The 16,370-nt window shown below is 64.9% G+C and carries 15 protein-coding genes and 2 pseudogenes; 4 read left to right on the forward strand and 13 right to left on the reverse strand.

Going from position 1 to position 16,370, the window contains the following annotated elements:
* Positions 1-35: 35 nt before the first annotated feature.
* Positions 36-605, reverse strand: coding sequence for a hypothetical protein (locus NW75_RS24735; RefSeq protein WP_156143094.1), 570 nt, complete (start codon positions 603-605; stop codon positions 36-38).
* Positions 606-948: 343 nt separating this feature from the next.
* On the opposite strand from NW75_RS24735, the gene NW75_RS24740 reads away from it, so the two are divergent.
* Positions 949-1,506: a hypothetical protein gene (locus NW75_RS24740; protein ID WP_156143095.1), complete on the forward strand. Its 558-nt coding sequence runs from the start codon at positions 949-951 to the stop codon at positions 1,504-1,506.
* Between the two features lie 366 nt (positions 1,507-1,872).
* Complete coding sequence (locus NW75_RS27015; protein WP_231565356.1) at positions 1,873-2,040, forward strand: hypothetical protein; 168 nt, start codon at positions 1,873-1,875, stop codon at positions 2,038-2,040.
* A 109-nt stretch (positions 2,041-2,149) separates the two neighbouring features.
* Here the strand turns inward: NW75_RS27015 and NW75_RS28440 are convergent.
* From NW75_RS28440 to NW75_RS20575, 11 genes and pseudogenes are all read right to left on the reverse strand, one after another.
* Positions 2,150-2,420 (reverse strand): annotated as a pseudogene (locus NW75_RS28440) (transposase); the annotation flags it as partial.
* Positions 2,421-2,514: 94 nt separating this feature from the next.
* The gene (locus tag NW75_RS28445; protein ID WP_033967269.1) at positions 2,515-2,889 is read right to left on the reverse strand and encodes a transposase; all 375 of its coding nucleotides are present in this window, start codon (positions 2,887-2,889) and stop codon (positions 2,515-2,517) included.
* Between the two features lie 140 nt (positions 2,890-3,029).
* Complete coding sequence (gene gabT / locus NW75_RS20540; RefSeq protein ID WP_033967260.1) at positions 3,030-4,343, reverse strand: 4-aminobutyrate--2-oxoglutarate transaminase; 1,314 nt, start codon at positions 4,341-4,343, stop codon at positions 3,030-3,032.
* A complete protein-coding gene (locus tag NW75_RS20545) occupies positions 4,343-5,800 on the reverse strand; it encodes an NAD-dependent succinate-semialdehyde dehydrogenase (protein ID WP_052192551.1) in 1,458 nt (485 codons plus the stop codon). Before NW75_RS20545 ends, gabT begins: the two co-directional genes overlap by 1 nt.
* 7 nt (positions 5,801-5,807) lie before the next feature.
* Positions 5,808-7,184, reverse strand: a complete 1,377-nt coding sequence (locus tag NW75_RS20550) for an aspartate aminotransferase family protein (RefSeq protein WP_033967262.1) — start codon at positions 7,182-7,184, stop codon at positions 5,808-5,810.
* Entirely contained in the window at positions 7,177-8,091 is a 915-nt protein-coding gene (locus tag NW75_RS20555) for a serine hydrolase domain-containing protein (RefSeq protein ID WP_425262598.1), read from the reverse strand. The genes NW75_RS20550 and NW75_RS20555 overlap by 8 nt, the downstream gene beginning before the upstream one ends.
* 421 nt (positions 8,092-8,512) lie before the next feature.
* Positions 8,513-9,547, reverse strand: coding sequence for a LysR substrate-binding domain-containing protein (locus NW75_RS20560; protein ID WP_197057892.1), 1,035 nt, complete (start codon positions 9,545-9,547; stop codon positions 8,513-8,515).
* Positions 9,510-10,943: a peptide MFS transporter gene (locus NW75_RS20565; RefSeq protein ID WP_081988852.1), complete on the reverse strand. Its 1,434-nt coding sequence runs from the start codon at positions 10,941-10,943 to the stop codon at positions 9,510-9,512. Before NW75_RS20565 ends, NW75_RS20560 begins: the two co-directional genes overlap by 38 nt.
* Before the next feature lie 63 nt (positions 10,944-11,006).
* Positions 11,007-11,129 (reverse strand): hypothetical protein, encoded by a 123-nt coding sequence (locus NW75_RS27550; RefSeq protein WP_269430362.1) that lies wholly within the window; start codon positions 11,127-11,129, stop codon positions 11,007-11,009.
* Positions 11,130-11,131: 2 nt separating this feature from the next.
* Positions 11,132-13,147, reverse strand: a complete 2,016-nt coding sequence (locus NW75_RS20570) for a TonB-dependent receptor (RefSeq protein WP_033967263.1) — start codon at positions 13,145-13,147, stop codon at positions 11,132-11,134.
* Between the two features lie 122 nt (positions 13,148-13,269).
* Entirely contained in the window at positions 13,270-14,670 is a 1,401-nt protein-coding gene (locus NW75_RS20575; RefSeq protein ID WP_033967264.1) for a P1 family peptidase, read from the reverse strand.
* A 215-nt stretch (positions 14,671-14,885) separates the two neighbouring features.
* Here NW75_RS20575 and NW75_RS25420 point away from each other — a divergent pair, with 215 nt between their 5' ends.
* Together NW75_RS25420 and NW75_RS20585 are read left to right on the forward strand one after the other, a co-directional pair.
* A complete protein-coding gene (locus NW75_RS25420; protein WP_197057894.1) occupies positions 14,886-15,134 on the forward strand; it encodes an FMN-binding negative transcriptional regulator in 249 nt (82 codons plus the stop codon).
* Between the two features lie 44 nt (positions 15,135-15,178).
* Positions 15,179-15,943, forward strand: coding sequence for an IS6 family transposase (locus NW75_RS20585; protein ID WP_026109285.1), 765 nt, complete (start codon positions 15,179-15,181; stop codon positions 15,941-15,943).
* Between the two features lie 23 nt (positions 15,944-15,966).
* Here NW75_RS20585 and NW75_RS20590 read toward each other — a convergent pair.
* A pseudogene (locus tag NW75_RS20590) lies at positions 15,967-16,370 on the reverse strand (recombinase family protein); the annotation flags it as partial.

Here is a 16,370-nt window from a genome sequence, read left to right on the forward strand (position 1 = left end):
CCGTCCGTCCAATCTCCGCCAAGCATGCTCAAGCTTCACGATTTTTGCAACAGAGCCCTTTGCTGAACTTCTCGTCGATGCACCGCGCGTCGACCTCGTTCGACAAGGTGGGCGGTGAAATCCGGCGCGTATTCCTTGACGTGGAGAATGCGGTCGAAGCACTCTTTCCGCAGGACGATCAGATTGGCGGGAGCGAGACCTCCGATCTGCGGTGGGCCCGACATTGGAACCTTAGAGACAATATCGACCGATGGTCCAACGCTGCGGAGCGTATCGCGATCGCGAACGTCAGCATGTTCGGGAAGGAAGCCGATCTCGAACCTTCCGATGAGGAGATCGCACGATATTTCGAAAGCGATGACCTGGCTCTGGCCGTGTACAAGACGGTCCATCGCACAATCAGCGGTATCGAGGAGGATCACGCCCGGCATATCGCCATTCAGAGCTTCGATCGGCTGGTCGAGATGCTGCAAAATGGCGGAATAGGTCGCGAGCGAAGGGCGCCATTGAGCTTCCCGCCCGGATTGGATGTGCTTCAGCGAGTCCGTCGCCGAGATGCCCAGTATTTTCGTCAGATCCAAACCTTGGACGACCTCCTCGATCATCTCGGGCGGGTGAACGGCACAGCCTCTCCGGTGGCCAAGCGCATATCCGAGGCGCTCCGGGAGGACTGGAAAGAACCGAGCACCCAGCTCTTGGCCGCGGTTATCTATATGGTCATGGGCTCATGGGAGTTGGCGATCTCGTGCGCGCAAATCTGCATCCGGACCGCAACTCGCAAGGACCCTCGATCCGAGGTCGCTCGCGAAGCTCGCTACTGCAAGGCAGTCTGCCTTCGCATGCAGCTTCGATCCGAGCGAGAAATCGCCATCGCTCGCGATGAGCTCAACGCAAATCTGGCCTATCGGCACCGCGACAGCCTTATCCTCGAGCGGGACTCTATCGAGCGTGCGACGCTTATTCTGTCCGCGTGCATCGTCCAGATGGTCGATCAGTTCAGCATCGTCGCGTCGACCCGCAAAAAGTCGCCGCCGCAAACCGCTGGTTCCCGAGGACGACGTCAAGAGTGCCTTTGACAGCCAGACTCAAGAGCTCGACGCCAGCCTGGAAGTCCTGATCAACAACTATCTGAGCAGTGGCGAGGTCCAGCCGCTCGTCGCCGCGATTGCAGGTCAGGCAGCGATCAACCGCCTGGGTGCAGAACTTTTCAGGCACTATTTCGAGGAGGAGGTCTCGGACTCTCCGCCGCGCCTCGCCGAGGTGTTCGACCGCGTTTCCGATGTCCTGGGGGATATCCGCGAGAGCTATCAGTTGCCTTTGATGGGCCGGATTTATGAAGGCGTTGCAAAGGTGGAATTGGGCCGGGGCGGCGACGCGCAGTCTGTGATCGACGAAATCGACCGTCGGCACGAGATTACGAAACTGGCGCGCGGAGACGACCACGAATACGACTATCTTCGCGCCCAGATGGCCTCGCACGCGAGCGCGGAGAATCGCGCCGCTTGATCCACGCATAGGCGTTAGCTCAATCCAACCGCCCGCTCTGGTCGAGGCGATAGCTGATGTCAGATCGTCCGAGTTCGCTCGGCTGGCGGCACATCGACCGGGAGGCCGGGCCAAACGAACGAACAAATGCTGTAGATCTCGATCAGTATCTCGCGCGCCGACCGACGGGCATTGGCTGCCCTCGTGCGTTCGAGGCGCGGTGCGGAGGCGCTCCTCCCTATCCACATCATCACATCATCGACAAAGCGGATTTGACCGACTCAAGCCGGCGGCGCCCGGTCCCGGCACCCCCATTTCTGGGAATACCGCGAGCATCCCCTACTGTGGACTGCGGATGCTTGGCCTCAATCTTTTGAAAGAGGCACGATGATCGGTTTGTTCGATAGTATGGCGTCCGCGCCCTGTGACACGGCGTTCAGGAACATGTTCGCGGCGCGAAAAGAGGTGTTCGTCGATCTGCTCGGCTGGGATGTCCCGGTCCTGGAGATGCTCGATCCGGGCAGCCACCTCGCTGCCCGACACCACGCCACGTAGCGTCGTGGCCACGTTCCTGTGCGTGGCGCATCCAGTGTTTGACCTTGGCGAACAGTTGCTCGATCGGATTGAGGTCAGGGCTATAGGGCGGCAGGAAGATCAGATGTGCGCCGCGCGCGGACGGCGGTCCTGGCTGGCTTGCCTTTGTGCGAGCCGAGATTGTCGAGCACCACGATATCGCCTGGTGCCAGCGTTGGCGCGAGGAACTGCTCGACATAGGCCGTGAAGAGCATGCCGTTGATCGGTCCGTCGATCACGCAAGGTGCATCGACCCGATCATGGCGCAGGCCTGCGATGAACGTCAGCGTTTGCCAACGCCCGTACGGCGCCTTGGCGCAAAGTCGCTGCCTTTTTGGTGCCCAGCCTCTGAGCGGCGCCATGTTGGTCTTGACCCATGTCTCGTCGATGAAGACGAGGCGCCTGGGGTCGATCCTGCCCTGATGAGCCTTCCAGCGCTGGCGCAGCCTCGCAACGTCAGGCCGATCCTGCTCGGCCGGAAGCACTGTTTTTTTTGAAGCTCAGCCCCCCTGTGTGGAGGAACGTCCATACCGCCCGACGATCCGTCTTGATCCCCCGCGCGACAAGCTCGGCTGTCAACTGGCGCGTGGTGAACGGACCCGCCTTGGTCCGCTCTCGAAGCCACTGTGCCGTATCCCCGCTCAGCGTCCGCTTCTTGTGGCCGTTCATCTTCCCCGGCTTGAGCGCGCCTGTCTCACGGCGGAGCTTGCGCCATTTCGACAAGCACGACGGCGCTATCTGAAGCGCCTCGGCAATCGACCGGTCCGCCTCACCCGCGTCCGAACGCGCCAGCGCACGCTTCCGCAAATCTTCCGAATAAGGTCGTGTCATCCGCGCCTCCAGCACGGACGTTGAATCATATCAGTCCAAACAAGGGAATCCCGATTCCACCAAACAACAGCATGCTCTAGGCCGGTCTTCTTGTCCAAGCCGCGTGTCCTTGTCAGTGGCCACGGCTGCGTCGGCGCGGATCAGTGCACAGCCAGCGCCTGTTCAAGCCGGTCCAACCCTTCCAGCAGCACGTCGTCCGAAACGGTCAAGGGCATCAACAGCCGCACAGTCTCGCCATGGATGCCACAGGATATAACCACCAGGCCAAGCTGGAATGCCCGGGCGACCACGTTGCGCGCCGCCTCCGGGTCCGGCGCATCGGATCCACGGGCCTTGACGAGGTCGAACGCCATCATCGCGCCGAGCCCCCGCACATGGCCGATCGGCATCAGGTCTTCTCGGCCAGTCCATGCCTCGAAACGCGCGCGCAGCTTTCCGCCGATCGCGTTGGCACGCTCGATCAGCCCTTCCTCCTCGATGACATCGAGCACGGCGAGAGCGGCCGCGCAGCTGGTCGGCGCACCGCCGAACGTCGAACCGAGCCCACCGCCGTGCACGCTGTCCATCAGGTCCGCCCGGCCGGTAACCGCCGCGATCGGGAAGCCGCCGCCCAGCGCCTTGGCCATGGTCACGATATCCGGCGCGATACCGCTATGCTCGACCGCGAACAGCTTGCCTGTACGGGCGAAGCCAGTCTGCACCTCGTCGCAGATCAGCAGGATGCCATGCTCGGAGCAGATCGCGCGTAGCGCCCGCAGCAGTTCGGGCGGCGTGACGTGGAAGCCGCCTTCCCCCTGCACCGGCTCGATGATGATCGCGGCAATCGAGCCAGGATCGGCATCGGTGCGAAACAGGGTGTGGAGGGCATCGAGGCTGTCCTGCACGGAAACGCCATAGTGAGCGATCGGGAATGGGACCCGCCAGACATCTCCGGGCAGGGTGCCGAAGCCGCGCTTGTAGGGCATCGCCTTGCCGGTGAGCGCCGTCGTCATCAGCGTGCGGCCGTGAAACGCGCCGGCAAAGGCCACTACGCCGCTACGGGCGGTGGCGTGGCGGGCGATCTTGACGGCATTCTCAACTGCCTCCGCGCCGCTGTTGAAAAAGAGGGTCTTCGCCGCTCCGTCGATCGGCACCAGCGCGTTCAGCCGTTCGGCGAGCGCGACATAGGGCGCATAGGGCAGCACCTGGAAGGAGGTGTGGGTGAAGCGCTCCAGCTGGTCCTGCACAGCGGCGATCACCCTGGGATGGCAGTGGCCGGTGCTGCACACGGCGATGCCGGCGACGAAATCGATATAGCGATTGCCGTCGACGTCCCAGACTTCGGCATTGCGCGCGCGGGCGGCATAGGCCGGCGTTGCGCTGACGATACCGTTCGGCACCGCAGCAGCCCGCCGGACCGCGAGACCGGCATTGTCGGACGCAAGCTCCGAGGCATGGAGAGATGCGGTCGCCATCAGATGCCTCCCAGGGCAAGATATTTGATTTCCACGAAATCCTCGAGGCCGTAGCGCGAGCCTTCGCGGCCCAGGCCGGATTCCTTGACCCCGCCGAACGGAGTCGCCGGGTTCGAGGTCAGCGTCTCGTTGACCGCCACCATGCCATATTCGAGCGCCTCGCCGACACGGAAGACGCGGCCGATGTCGCGGGTCCAGAGGAATGCCGCCAGGCCGTAAGGCGTGTCGTTCGCCGCGGCGATCACCTCGGCCTCGGTCTCGAAGCCATAGACGGCGGCGACCGGGCCGAAGATCTCCGTGCTGGCGATCGCCATGTCCGCCCGCACGTCGACGAGCAGGGTCGGCGCGAAGAACAGGCCGCCGCGCGGATGCGGCGTGCCGCCGAGCACCGCCTCGGCCCCCTTGCCGAGCGCATCCCCGACCAGTTCCTGGACCTTGGCAACCGCCGCCGGGTTGATCAGCGGGCCGATCCTGGTGTCGGCTTCCAGCCCGGGCCCGACCGGCAGATCCTCCATCGCCGCCCGGAGCTTCTCGACGAAGGCGGCGCGCACGCCGGACTGCACATAGATGCGGTTGGTGGCGACGCAGGCCTGGCCGGCGTTGCGGAACTTGGTCGCCATCGCGCCCGCCACCGCCGCATCGAGATCGGCATCGTCGAACACGATGAACGGCGAATTCCCGCCCAGTTCGAGCGACAGCTTCTTCACCGTATCCGCACATTGCCGCATCAGGATCTTGCCGACCCGGGTCGAGCCGGTGAAGGAAAGCTTTCGCACGTCCGGGCTCGCGGTGAGCACTCCGGCAACGGCTTCGGCGCGCTTCGCGGTGACGATGTTCATCACGCCTTCCGGGAAACCCGCCTCCTCGGCCAGCAGCTGAAGCGCGATCGCCGAAAGCGGTGTGTCCTCGGCCGGCTTGACGACGATCGTGCAGCCCGCCGCGAGCGCGGGCGAGACCTTGCGCGTGATCATCGAACTCGGGAAGTTCCACGGGGTGATCGCGCCGACGACGCCGATCGGCTGCTTGAGCACCAGGCAGCGCTTGTCCGGCGCATGGGTGGGCACGATGTCGCCATAGAGGCGCTTGCCCTCTTCGGCGAACCATTCGATGAAATTGGCGCCGAACACGATCTCGCCCAGCGCCTCAGCGCGCGGCTTGCCCTGTTCGAGCGTCAGGATCTCCGCCAGCGCCTCCTGGTTCTCCAGGATCAGCCGGAACCACGCGCGCAATATGTCCGCGCGCTCGCGTGCCGTCCGCGCCGCCCAGGCCGGGAATGCCGCCTTGGCCGCGTCGATCGCCCGCTGGGTCTCCGGGGCGCCCATATCGGCCACGTCGCCGATGAAGCTCCCGTCAGCGGGATTGTGGACCGCGAAGGTGGCGGCGACATCGGCCCGCTTGCCATAGGCCAGGGTGCGGGCGAGCAGCGCGTTGCCCGCGGGAGAAAGATCGGGGTGCATCGTCATCTCACATCAACCCCAGCGTCCGCGCCGTGCCGTCGAGTGCGCGCGTGAGGATTTCCATCAGTTCGTCCACTTCGCCGCGGGTGATCACCAAAGGCGGGCTCAACACCATCGACTGGCCGACCGCCCGGGCGATCAGCCCATCGGCGTAACAGGCCTCGCGCGTCAGGATCGCGGCATTGTCTTCCATCGTGCAGACGGTGCGTGTCGCCTTGTCGCGGACGAGCTGTAGTGCAGCCATCAGCCCCACCCCGCGCCGCTCGCCGACCAGCGGATGCCGATCGGCCAGCGCCTGAAGGCTCGCCTGGAAATAGGGCCCGATATCGTCGCGCACCCGCTCGACCAGCCCTTCGCCGGCGATGATCTCGATATTGGCGAGCGCCACGGCGCAGGAGACCGGATGCCCCGAATAGGTATAGCCGTGCGGCCATAGGCCGCCCTTGGCGATCACGTCGAAGATTCGGTCGTGCAGCGCCACCGCCGCAATCGGCAGGTAACCGGAGGAAATGCCCTTCGCCATCGGCATGAAGTCGGGCTCGATGCCGAAGGTCTGCGAACCGAACCAGGCGCCGGTACGTCCGAAGCCACAGATCACTTCGTCGGCGATCAGCAGCACGTCGTACGCGCGGCAGATACGCTGCACTTCGGGCCAATAGGTCTCGGGCGGCACGATCACGCCGCCTGCGCCCTGCACGGGCTCCGCGATGAACGCGGCGACATTGTCCGGCCCGAGTTCGAGGATCTTCTCCTCGATCGCGCGGGCCGCCTTGAGGCCATAGTCGGCGGGCGCGAGATCCCCGCCGTTCACATACCAGTGGGGATGCTCGACATGCGCGAATTCGGGCAAGGTGCCGTTGTCCATGCCGTGCATCGCCGGCATACCGCCCAGGCTGACGCCCGCGACGGTGGAGCCGTGATAGGCGAGCGTGCGGCTGATGATCGTGCGCTTGCCCGGCTTGCCCAGCAGCTTCCAATAGTAACGCGCGAGACGGACGATCACGTCATTCGCCTCGGAGCCCGAATTGGCGAAGGTGAAATGATCGAGCCCCGCCGGGGTGAGGCCGGCCAGCCGCTCGGCCAGCTCGATCATCGCCGGCACCGCGCTCTGGAAGTGATTGTTGTAATAGGGAAGCCTGTCCATCTGCGCCTTGGCGGCGTCGGACAGTTCGGTGCGGCCATAGCCGATGTTGACGCACCACAGCCCGGCCATGCCGTCCAGGATCTTGCGGCCGTCGCTGTCCCAGACATGCGAGCCCTCGCCCCGCACGATGATGCGCGAGCCCTGTTCGAGGATCAGCCCGGGATCGGTGAAGGAGTGAAGGTGATGGCGGGCATCGCGTGCCTGCCATTGCGCCGTGCTGTTCATCTTGATCTCAGTCATGGGCGGTCAGGGCCTCCACCGCGGAATTGAAGAAGTCGTTGTCGAGGATCACCTCGGATCCGCGCGGCTTGGCGCGCGAGCTCAGCACGGCGATCAGCAGGTCGCGCTTCGGATTGATGTACACATACTGGCCGAAGATGCCGCGCGCGGAGAAGGCGCCGTCGGCGAGCGAGCCCGACGCATCGGGTACGATCCACCACATATAGCCATAATCGCGCCGTTCGCCGCCGACGATGCGCGCGCTACCCGCTTCGGCCATCCAGCCCTCGGGAAGGATGCGTTCCCCCGCGATCGTGCCGTCTCCCATCGCGAACCGCCCGAAGCGGGCGTAGTCGCGCAGCGTCGCGCTGATACCGCTGCCGGCGACTTCGAGTCCGCCGGGGGATTCGAGCCACCAGCAGGCATCCTGCTCCATGCCGAGACGGGACCAGAGTCGTTCGGAAAGATAGTCCGACAGCCACTTGCCCGTCGCCGCGCGAACGAGCGCGCCGACGACATGGGTTTCTCCCGTCGAATAATTCCAGCGGGTGCCAGGCTCGGCAACGCGCGGCAGCCCGGCCATGTAGCGCAGGATCGCGCCCGGCTGCTGGGCGATCTGCAGCTTCAGCATGTGCCGCCGCTCGGACTGGGGATCGACATGCTCGTCGTCCCAGCGGACCCCCGAGGTCATCTGCAGCAGGTGGCGGATCGAGACGCCGTCATAGCCGCCGCCCTTCAACTCGGGCAGGTAATCGGTCAGCATGTCCTCCACGCCGCCGATATGCCCGTCCTGGATTGCGGCCCCGACAAGCGTGGTCGCGATCGACTTGGCCATCGACATCGACACCCAGCGCGTATCGGGCTGCAATCCGAGTTCGTAGCGCTCGTGAATCACTTCACCGCGCCGCTGGATGAACAGGCCGGCCACCCGGTTGCGGAAGACATAATCATAGAGATCATATTCGCGGCCATTGGCCCGGATCGTGAAATCCTCGACCGGCGCCTGCGCATAGACGAAGGGCGCGACCGTATCGCCGCGACGGATGGTCCGCACCGGAAACGCGCGGTGCGTGTTGCGCAACGCTTCTACCTGCGCGCCGGGCATCAGCTTGCCCGCATAGAGCGGCGTCATGCGGTCCGCATAGCCGCTCGAACCGGCGAACCCCGACGTCAGGCCCAGCGGCTCTGCAGCCGGTGCATCAGAGACGTTCAACCAAGCCCCCTAACCCTTTTGTTGTTCGGCCAAAGAGCTAATCCGCCACGCGCGCCAGCTAAGGTGCCAAGGATGGGAGGGGTGTTGCGCCTCGCGCACCAGCCCCGCGCCGATCGGAAATATCCTTTGCGATCGGCTATTTGCCGGCAAGGAGGACGCGACCCGCGACGTGCGGCTTCGCCACGTCGCGCGCGAGTTCGGCGGTAAACCAGCGCAGGTAGCGGCGCACCAGCGGGGTATCCTTCCGGTCGGCACCGACCAGTACATAATATTTGCCGAAACTATAGGGCTGGAACGCCGGTTCGCCTCGCCCGATCTCGACCAGCTCGCCCGAATCGAGAAAGGCCTGTCCGACCAGCCCGTTGACCAGCGCAACCCCGCGTCCGTGCAGCGCGGCATCAAGGGTCAGGTGGCCCTGCGACAGCCGCGGCCCGGTCAGGTCGAGATCGTCATAGACGCCGTGCACCGCCAGCCAATGCGCCCAGCCATCGAAATCATGCTCGTGCAGCAGCCGCTGGCCGATCAGGTCGCCGGGGGTCCGGATCGGTGCAGCATCGGCGAGATAGGCCGGGCTGGCGACGGCGACGACCGCGACGCTCGCCACTTCCTCGCAATGCACCCCCGCGGGGACCTTCATGCTGGTACGGTAGGCCGGGACGAAGCGGATCTCGATATCCGATTCATAGGGGGCCACCGAGATGTTGCGGTCGAGCGAGCGCAGCTCGATCTCGACATCGGGGTGCAGCTTCTCGAACAGCCCCACCCGCCGGGACATCCAGTGCAGCGCGAAGCCCGGCGCGCAGGAAACGTAGAGGTGATTGTGATAGCCGCGCCGCATCAGATCGATGGTGGAAGCGGCGATTGCGTCCATCGCGGCGGCGATCTCGCGGTGATAGCGCCGCGCGTCCTTGGTCAGCGCCACGCCGCGCGCCGTTCGCTCGATCAGCCGGGCTCCGGTCCATTGCTCGAGCGTCTTCAAGTGGCGGCTGATCACCGCATGATCGCGCCCGAGGCTGCGCGCCGCCTGGCGGACGCCGCCAAGCCGGGCCACCGCATCGAAGGCACGCAACGCTTCGAACGGCGGAATCGTCTTGCGCGAAGGCGGATTATAGGCGGCGACAGGGCGATCTTCGTCAGGCGTTTCCAAGTCGAGCGGCTCCCGCAACGGCACGGGCCGCCGCTTCGGGATGGGCATCGCCGAACCGCCGGCTGAAGGGGCGATACAGCAGCCCGATACAGATCGTGCCACCAACGCCTATGCCGGCATGTAACAACCAGAAGGCGGGCGGTTGCAAGGGCTCGTAGAAGCGGCCCAGCCATCCCGCGAATATCCCGGCGATGAACAGGCCGATATAATAGCCGCCGACCATCATCGAACGGACCTGCACCGGCGCCACCCGGGCGACCAGTGCGAGCGCCACCGGCGCGTAGAGCAGGTAGCCCAGCCCGATCACGAAATGGAACAGGACGGGCCAGACGATCGCCACCCTGCCCGCGCCTGCGCTCCACTGCCCGAGGCTGAGCAGCACGCAGCCCAAACCGAAGATCGAGCAGCCAAGCGCCAGCTTGGCGAGTTCGCCGGGCTCTCCACCCCGCCTGGCGCGGACACGCCAATAGCGCATCAGCACGGGTGCCAGCACCAGAACCGTGACGGCATCGAGCGACTGGAACCAGGTGACCGGTACGTGCAAGCCGAAGCCGATCCCAAGATCGACATGATCGCGCACCCAGACCGGATAGGTGTTCCAAATCTGCGATTGAACCGTCCAGAAACTCGCGGTGATGAGGATCAGCACCGAAAGCGCCAGCACGGTGCGCCATTCGTCCGCGGTGAGCGGCACCGTGGCCACGCCGCCGCGATCGCCGGCCGGCTCGCGGAGATAGCGCATTCCGCGAAGATAGATGGCGATGCCCAACAGCATGCCGAAGCCGGCGGCCGTGAAGCCATAGTGCCAGCCATAGAGCTCGCCCAGCGTGCCGCACACCAGCGGCGCGAGGAAGGCGCCGACCGCCACCGAAGTGACGTAGAGCGTGTAGCCGTCATCGTGCCGCCGGTCGCCTTCGGCATAGAGCGCCCCGACCTGCGCGGCGAGATTGCCCTTGAGCAGCCCCGCCCCGGCGATGATCGCGCCGAGCGCCGGCAGGAAAGCCTGTTCGATCGCCATCAGGAAGTGCCCGCAGGCGAGCAATCCGCCGCCCAGCAGCACGGCGCGGGTCCGTCCGGTCACCCGGTCGCCGATCAGCCCGCCGACGATCGGGCCGAAATAGACCAGCGCGACATAGATGCCGAACAGCTGCGCGGCGAGCGCCTGGCTCGTGAGCGGGCCGGTCACCGCCTCCAGCCCGGCGCGCAGCCCAGCAAAACCCCAGACATGTTCGACGACGCCGGGCTGGAGCAGATGCCCGGTCATGTAGAGCATGAGCAGCGCCTGCATGCCGTAGAAGGAAAAGCGCTCCCACATTTCGGTGGCGGCGATATAGGTTAGGCCGCGCGGATGGCCGAACAGGTCGGTGCCGGCAACGGGCAGCGCGGCCCCCGTCTCGGCAGTTTCAAATGCTGGGGCCATCCGGATGCTCCGACAGAGAAAAGGCCCGCCCCGGAGTGGAGGCGGGCCTGACAGAAAAGAACCTCAGAAGTCGTGTGACAAGGCGATGCCGACCGTTCGCGGCTTCGTCCGCGAGGATTGCTGCCACGCCTGGTACGGATCGACCTGCCGGTTCTCATTGGTGAGGTTGGTGGCATAGAGCTCCACCTTCACCCGGGAGAAAGTCGCGCCGATGCGGGCGTGAGGAGCGGTACGGTGTCCGAACACTGAATGCGCGGGACCAGAACCGAGCTGTCCGAGGCGCAGGTCTTGTCCCGGTAGCTGAAATCGGCATGGGCGAAGCCGGCGATGTTCGATGCGAGGGCGACATCATAGTCGGCCGCAACGCTGAACGTGACCTCCGGGGCGTAGTCGCCGGGGTCGCCGACTTCGACATTGGTGGATTCGCCGCTCCGGATCGCCAGCTTGGTCACTTCGCTGTGCGTCAGCGCGGCCATGCCGCTGAGATGGAAGTTCGGCGTCACCGCCCAGGTCGCGCTAGCCTCCAGACCGTATATCTCCAAGTCGCCGATATTGCGGGTGAGCGAGACGTATCCGCCGCCCCCGTCGAAGTTGAAGAACTGCCCGGTTCGCAGGGCGTCGTCATATTTGGAATAGAAGGCGTCGATGTCGAATTGCAGCGCGCCGCCCGCGGTCACGCCCTTGGTGCCCAGCTCGTAATTGGTCAGCTTCTCCGGCCTGTAGGGCGGTAGCCCCGCCGTGTTGAAACCGCCCGAGCGGAAGCCACGCGAGACGTTGCCGTACAGGTTCCATTTCGGGCCGAGGGCGTAGGTGAAATAGACGCGCGGGTCGGTCGACTTGAAGTTCGCCTTCTGGGTCGTGGTGCCGCCGTTCCACTGGGTCACGTCGTCGCTGAAGGTGCGGACGCCGGCGCCCAGCGTCAGCCGCTGCGTGAGCCGGTAGGACAGGTCGGCGAAGCCCGACCAGGACTTGGAGGTGTCGAGATCCTCATAGACGAACGGATAGGTGCCGCCGGCATAATAGGAGATGCCGGTGTCGTAGAGGTCCGAGCGGGCGTCGCGGTAATAGACGCCGACCGTATATTGCAGCGGACCGCTTCCCGCCGAGGTCAACCGCAGTTCCTGGGTGAACTGGCGGGCGCGGTCGTGGATGCCGTCAAAGCCCTCGTTCTGCACCGTATAGGGAGTGCCAGGCCCGGCTATATAGGTGCTGTAATAGTCGCGGTTGAGCCGGACATAGCTGCTCGAACTGGTGAGCGTGGCGAAATCGAAGTGATAGTTGGCGGTGAGATTGTAGATCCAGGCCCGGTCCTTGCGGCTGGGGAGGAGATCATAGTCGGGGCTCACGGGCACCGGGCGGGTGCGATCCGGATTCTCATAGTCCAGACCGAAACGACTGCTCATCCGATACAGGCCGATCGTCCCGGTCAGGTCGAAGTCGCTGCTCGGCTTGAACAGGATCTTGCCGCGGAAATTGCGGATGTTCTGGTTGTTGCCGTCCTTGATCCCGGTCCCTGGCTGGTCGATCCAACCGCCACCGTCCTCGAGGTTGCCGGCGACGCGGATGGCAAGCACGTCGGTAACGACGGGCAGGCTCAACGCGCCCGACAGGCGCAGATTGTCGCTGCCCTGGTCGATCAGCGAATAATCCGCCCTGGCGAAGCCATGAATCTCCGTGAGATCCGGGTTCTTGGTGACGAAGCGCACGGTGCCCGTCATCGCGCCCTGGCCGTAGAGCGTGCCCTGAGGCCCCTTCAGCACTTCGATACGGTCGATATCGAGCATGCGCAGATCGACCTGGCGGAACCCGCCGGTCAGCGTCACCGGCACTTCGTCCATATAGGTCGCGACCATCGCGTCGGAGCCGCGGATGTTCGCCGCGCCGCGCAGGAACACCTGGCTCGAACCGGGGCCGTCATAGCGCAGGACCAGCCCGGGCACGGCATAGGAGAATTGCTGCAGATCGGTGATCCCGCGATCGGCGATGGCGTCTCCGCTCATCGTGTTGATCGCGACCGGCACGTCGATCAGCCGCTGCTTGCGCTTCTGCGCGGTGACCACGATTTCATTGTCGATATTGCTCCGGCCGGCATCCGTTGCAGAAGCCTGGCTATTCGCCTCCTGGGCGAAGGCCGGGGCCGCGGCGATCGCCAACGCAAGGCTGGACACGGTACAAAGGCGGCGACCCAGATTGTTCAGTCTCATCGCAAATCCCCCAAGCTCTGTTGCAGTACGGAGACTGCTGCGCGCTCCGGAAGGTGAAAAGGCGCGTAGAGGGTCCGCCGTGGTGCGCGGGACGCACCATGGCGGACGGCGGCGTCGCGCGATCAGCGTCCGGCCTGTTTGATGCCGGTCTGCGCCCACTCCCCGGGGTTGATCACCAGCTTGCCCTTCGTCGCAAAGTCGAGGACCATCGGGTAGCGCCCCGGCACGGCGAACCGGCCGCCATCATAGGGAAGCAGCTCGACCGGCTTGTCCATCGGCACGTTGAAAGCGTTGCGCCCGACCGCCTGGCCGAACAGCTTGCCGTCCTGCGCGGTGATGTTCACCGTCACGAAATTCGAGAAGCGATACTTGCCTGCATAGGATGCCAGCGTTCTGGCGGGCACCGCCGGCTGCGGCGACATCACCGGCAAGGCCGGCTGCGGCGGCACAGATGCGAGCACCGCGTCCCAGGCCAGTTCGCTGGCGATCGAGCCGATCTCGACGCCGTTGAGCGCGCCCGGCGTGCTCGGATCGGGCGCATCGATTTCGCCGGTGGTGATGGCATAGAGCGTATCGCCGTCCGATGCCGTGGCGAAAGGCTGGATACTGCGCCCCATCGCGGTATGGACCTGGATCGCCAGCCGCTGGAGTTCGGCCGGCTCCATCTTCTGGTTGATTGCGACCAGCGTGACCGTGGTGTTGCGCATCCTGCCGCTCTCGGCGCCCCAGCCGGCCTTGCGGCTGTCGGGAAGGTTGCGCAGCAGATCGTCGACGCGAACATCCTTGGGCCAGCTCGGATCACGGTAACAGGCGGCGGGGCGGCCTTCCCGATCGGTCACCAGCCCATAGGCGTTGACCACCGAGAAGACGGCGATCTTGAGCGCGCCGATCTGCTTGAACGCGCCGCCCTGGCCCGAATGCGCCTTGCAGCCGAAGAAATCGCCGGTGCGGGTCATGCTCCCGGCTCCGGCGGCGCCATTGCGGAACACGCCCGGGATCCGAGCGCGATAGGCCGCCTGGGCGAGCTTCTTGTCGGGGTATATCTCGTTCAGTCGGCGATCGCCATAATCGAAGATGACCGCCCCGACCGCCACCGCGATCGAATCCCATCGCCCGGTATTGCGGCCATCGTCCTTGAGCGCGGTCGCGACGGCGGTCGTCGCTTCGAGCCCATAGGCCGCGCCGCCCGCGAACACGACGGTGTCGATGTCGTAGCTCGAATATCCGAGGCGGACGAGGTCGGTATTGATGGTGGCCGGCGCCCCGCCGCGCACGTCCACCGCCGCCAGCACCTTCTTGTCGAAGCTGAAGACCGTCACCCCGGTGGGGCCCTCACGATAGGAGGCGCTGCCGATCTTGAGCGCGGGCCAATCGAAGCGCAACTCGCTGCCGCCGCCATTGAGCACCGGAACGAGGTCCGCCTGTGAATCCGGCGGGCTGGGCGCCGCCGTTTGGGCCGATCCGGCCGAGGCACCCATCAGCAGGCAAGTGACAAGGGCGGCGACGCCGGTGCGATGCTTCATATGTTTCGACCCTTTCCGTTGATCTCCGACCCGGCAGTATGCGTCAGAAATCGCGGTGCCACATATGCAAAAAATGTTCTCGCTGGTGCGCCGGCCGCACCATGCACCCGGACGGCAAAGCTGGTGCAACCCGAACACCAGCGGCAGCGATATTGGCACTTTTGGACGCCCCCGCGGATGCTAGGCTTCTGCGCTCCGGACCGATCGAGGACATGATGGCCGATACCCCAGCGCCGGCAGCGCCCACCCTATACCGCCCCGATGCCTATGCCGCACTCGAGCCGGAGCGGATCGTGGACGACTATCCGTTCGCCACGCTGCTTTCGCCCGAGCTTCATGCGACGACCACGCCGATGCTGTTCGAGCGGAGCGATCGGGCCACGCTCATCGGTCACCTCGCGCGGCGGGGCAGCCATGCCCAGGCGATGCGGACGGGCGACCGGGGGCTCTGTTGCAAACTCTGATGCGGTTGCCAACGTTGGGCCTTGTCTTGGTAAGGTCGGTTGTGATGGACGATTTCAAAGGGCGGCATTTTACCGGAGAAGTCATCCTATGGGCGGTCCGCTGGTACTGCCGGTACGGTATCAGCTACCGTGATCTCGAGGAAATGCTGGCGGAACGTGGCATCGATGTCGATCACACGACCATCTATCGCTGGGTGCAGCGCTACGCGCCGGAGATGGAGAAGCGGTTGCGCTGGTTCTGGCGGCGCGGCTTTGATCCGAGCTGGCGTCTCGATGAGACTTACGTGAAGGTGCGGGGCAAATGGACCTACCTCTACCGGGCGGTCGACAAACGGGGCGACACGATTGATTTCTACCTGTCGCCGACCCGCGGCGCCAAAGCTGCGAAGCGCTTTCTTGGCAAAACCCTTCGCGGTCTGAAGGACTGGGAAAAGCCGACGAAACTCAACACCGACAAGGCGCCAAGCTACGGCGCCGCAATCGCCGAGTTGAAACGAGAAGGAAAGCTCGCCCCAGAAACCGAACACCGGCAGGTGAAATACCTGAACAACGTGCTCGAGGCCGACCACGGCAAGCTCAAGATGCTGATCAAGCCCGTGCGTGGTTTCAAATCGATGCCGACAGCCTACGCCACGATCAAGGGCTTCGAGGTGATGCGCGCCCTGCGCAAAGGGCAGGCCCGGGCATGGTGCCTGCAGCCAGGGATCAGGGGAGAGGTGCGTCTGATCGAAAGATCATTTGGCATTGGCCCCTCGGCCATGACCGAGGCCATGGCCATGCTCAATCAGCATTTCAACAAAGCGGCCTGATCCCAACAAAGGCGCGGTGCCGCTCGGCGGTCCCGAATGTTTGCAACAGAGCCCGCCTTGGTGCGTTCGACGATCAACTCGCGCTCGAACTCCGCCAGCCCTGCGAAGATGGCGAAGATCAGTCGGCCGTTTGCGGTGGTGGTATCGATCGAAGCACCTTCACCAGTCAGCACCTTTAGTCCGACTCCGCGTTTGGTGAGGTCGCCGACTGTGTTCACCAAATGCCGCAAATCGCGCCCGAGCCGGTCGAGCTTCCAAATGACGAGTGTATCGCCAGAGCGCAGCGCCTTGAGACCGGCCGCAAGCCCGGGACGATCATCGCGGCGGCCTGAAGCCGTATCCTGATAGATGTGGTCGGGATCGACGCCAGCCACCAGCAGGGCATCGCGCTGCAAGTCGTGGAGCTGGCTGCCGTCGGCTTTCGAGA

Source organism: Sphingomonas sp. Ant H11 (assembly GCF_000797515.1).
Classification (GTDB): Bacteria; Pseudomonadota; Alphaproteobacteria; order Sphingomonadales; family Sphingomonadaceae; genus Sphingomonas.

Bases quoted from the DNA above. Each gene is read 5' to 3' on its own strand.
- NW75_RS24735 (WP_156143094.1), bottom strand. From the start codon at position 605: ATGATCGAGGAGGTCGTCCAAGGTTTGGATCTGACGAAAATACTGGGC.
- NW75_RS27015 (WP_231565356.1), top strand. From the start codon at position 1,873: ATGATCGGTTTGTTCGATAGTATGGCGTCCGCGCCCTGTGACACGGCG.
- NW75_RS28445 (WP_033967269.1), bottom strand. From the start codon at position 2,889: ATGACACGACCTTATTCGGAAGATTTGCGGAAGCGTGCGCTGGCGCGT.
- gabT (WP_033967260.1), bottom strand. From the start codon at position 4,343: ATGGCGACCGCATCTCTCCATGCCTCGGAGCTTGCGTCCGACAATGCC.
- NW75_RS20545 (WP_052192551.1), bottom strand. From the start codon at position 5,800: ATGCACCCCGATCTTTCTCCCGCGGGCAACGCGCTGCTCGCCCGCACC.
- NW75_RS20550 (WP_033967262.1), bottom strand. From the start codon at position 7,184: ATGACTGAGATCAAGATGAACAGCACGGCGCAATGGCAGGCACGCGAT.
- NW75_RS20565 (WP_081988852.1), bottom strand. From the start codon at position 10,943: ATGGCCCCAGCATTTGAAACTGCCGAGACGGGGGCCGCGCTGCCCGTT.
- NW75_RS20570 (WP_033967263.1), bottom strand. From the start codon at position 13,147: ATGAGACTGAACAATCTGGGTCGCCGCCTTTGTACCGTGTCCAGCCTT.
- NW75_RS20575 (WP_033967264.1), bottom strand. From the start codon at position 14,670: ATGAAGCATCGCACCGGCGTCGCCGCCCTTGTCACTTGCCTGCTGATG.
- NW75_RS25420 (WP_197057894.1), top strand. From the start codon at position 14,886: ATGGCCGATACCCCAGCGCCGGCAGCGCCCACCCTATACCGCCCCGAT.
- NW75_RS20585 (WP_026109285.1), top strand. From the start codon at position 15,179: ATGGACGATTTCAAAGGGCGGCATTTTACCGGAGAAGTCATCCTATGG.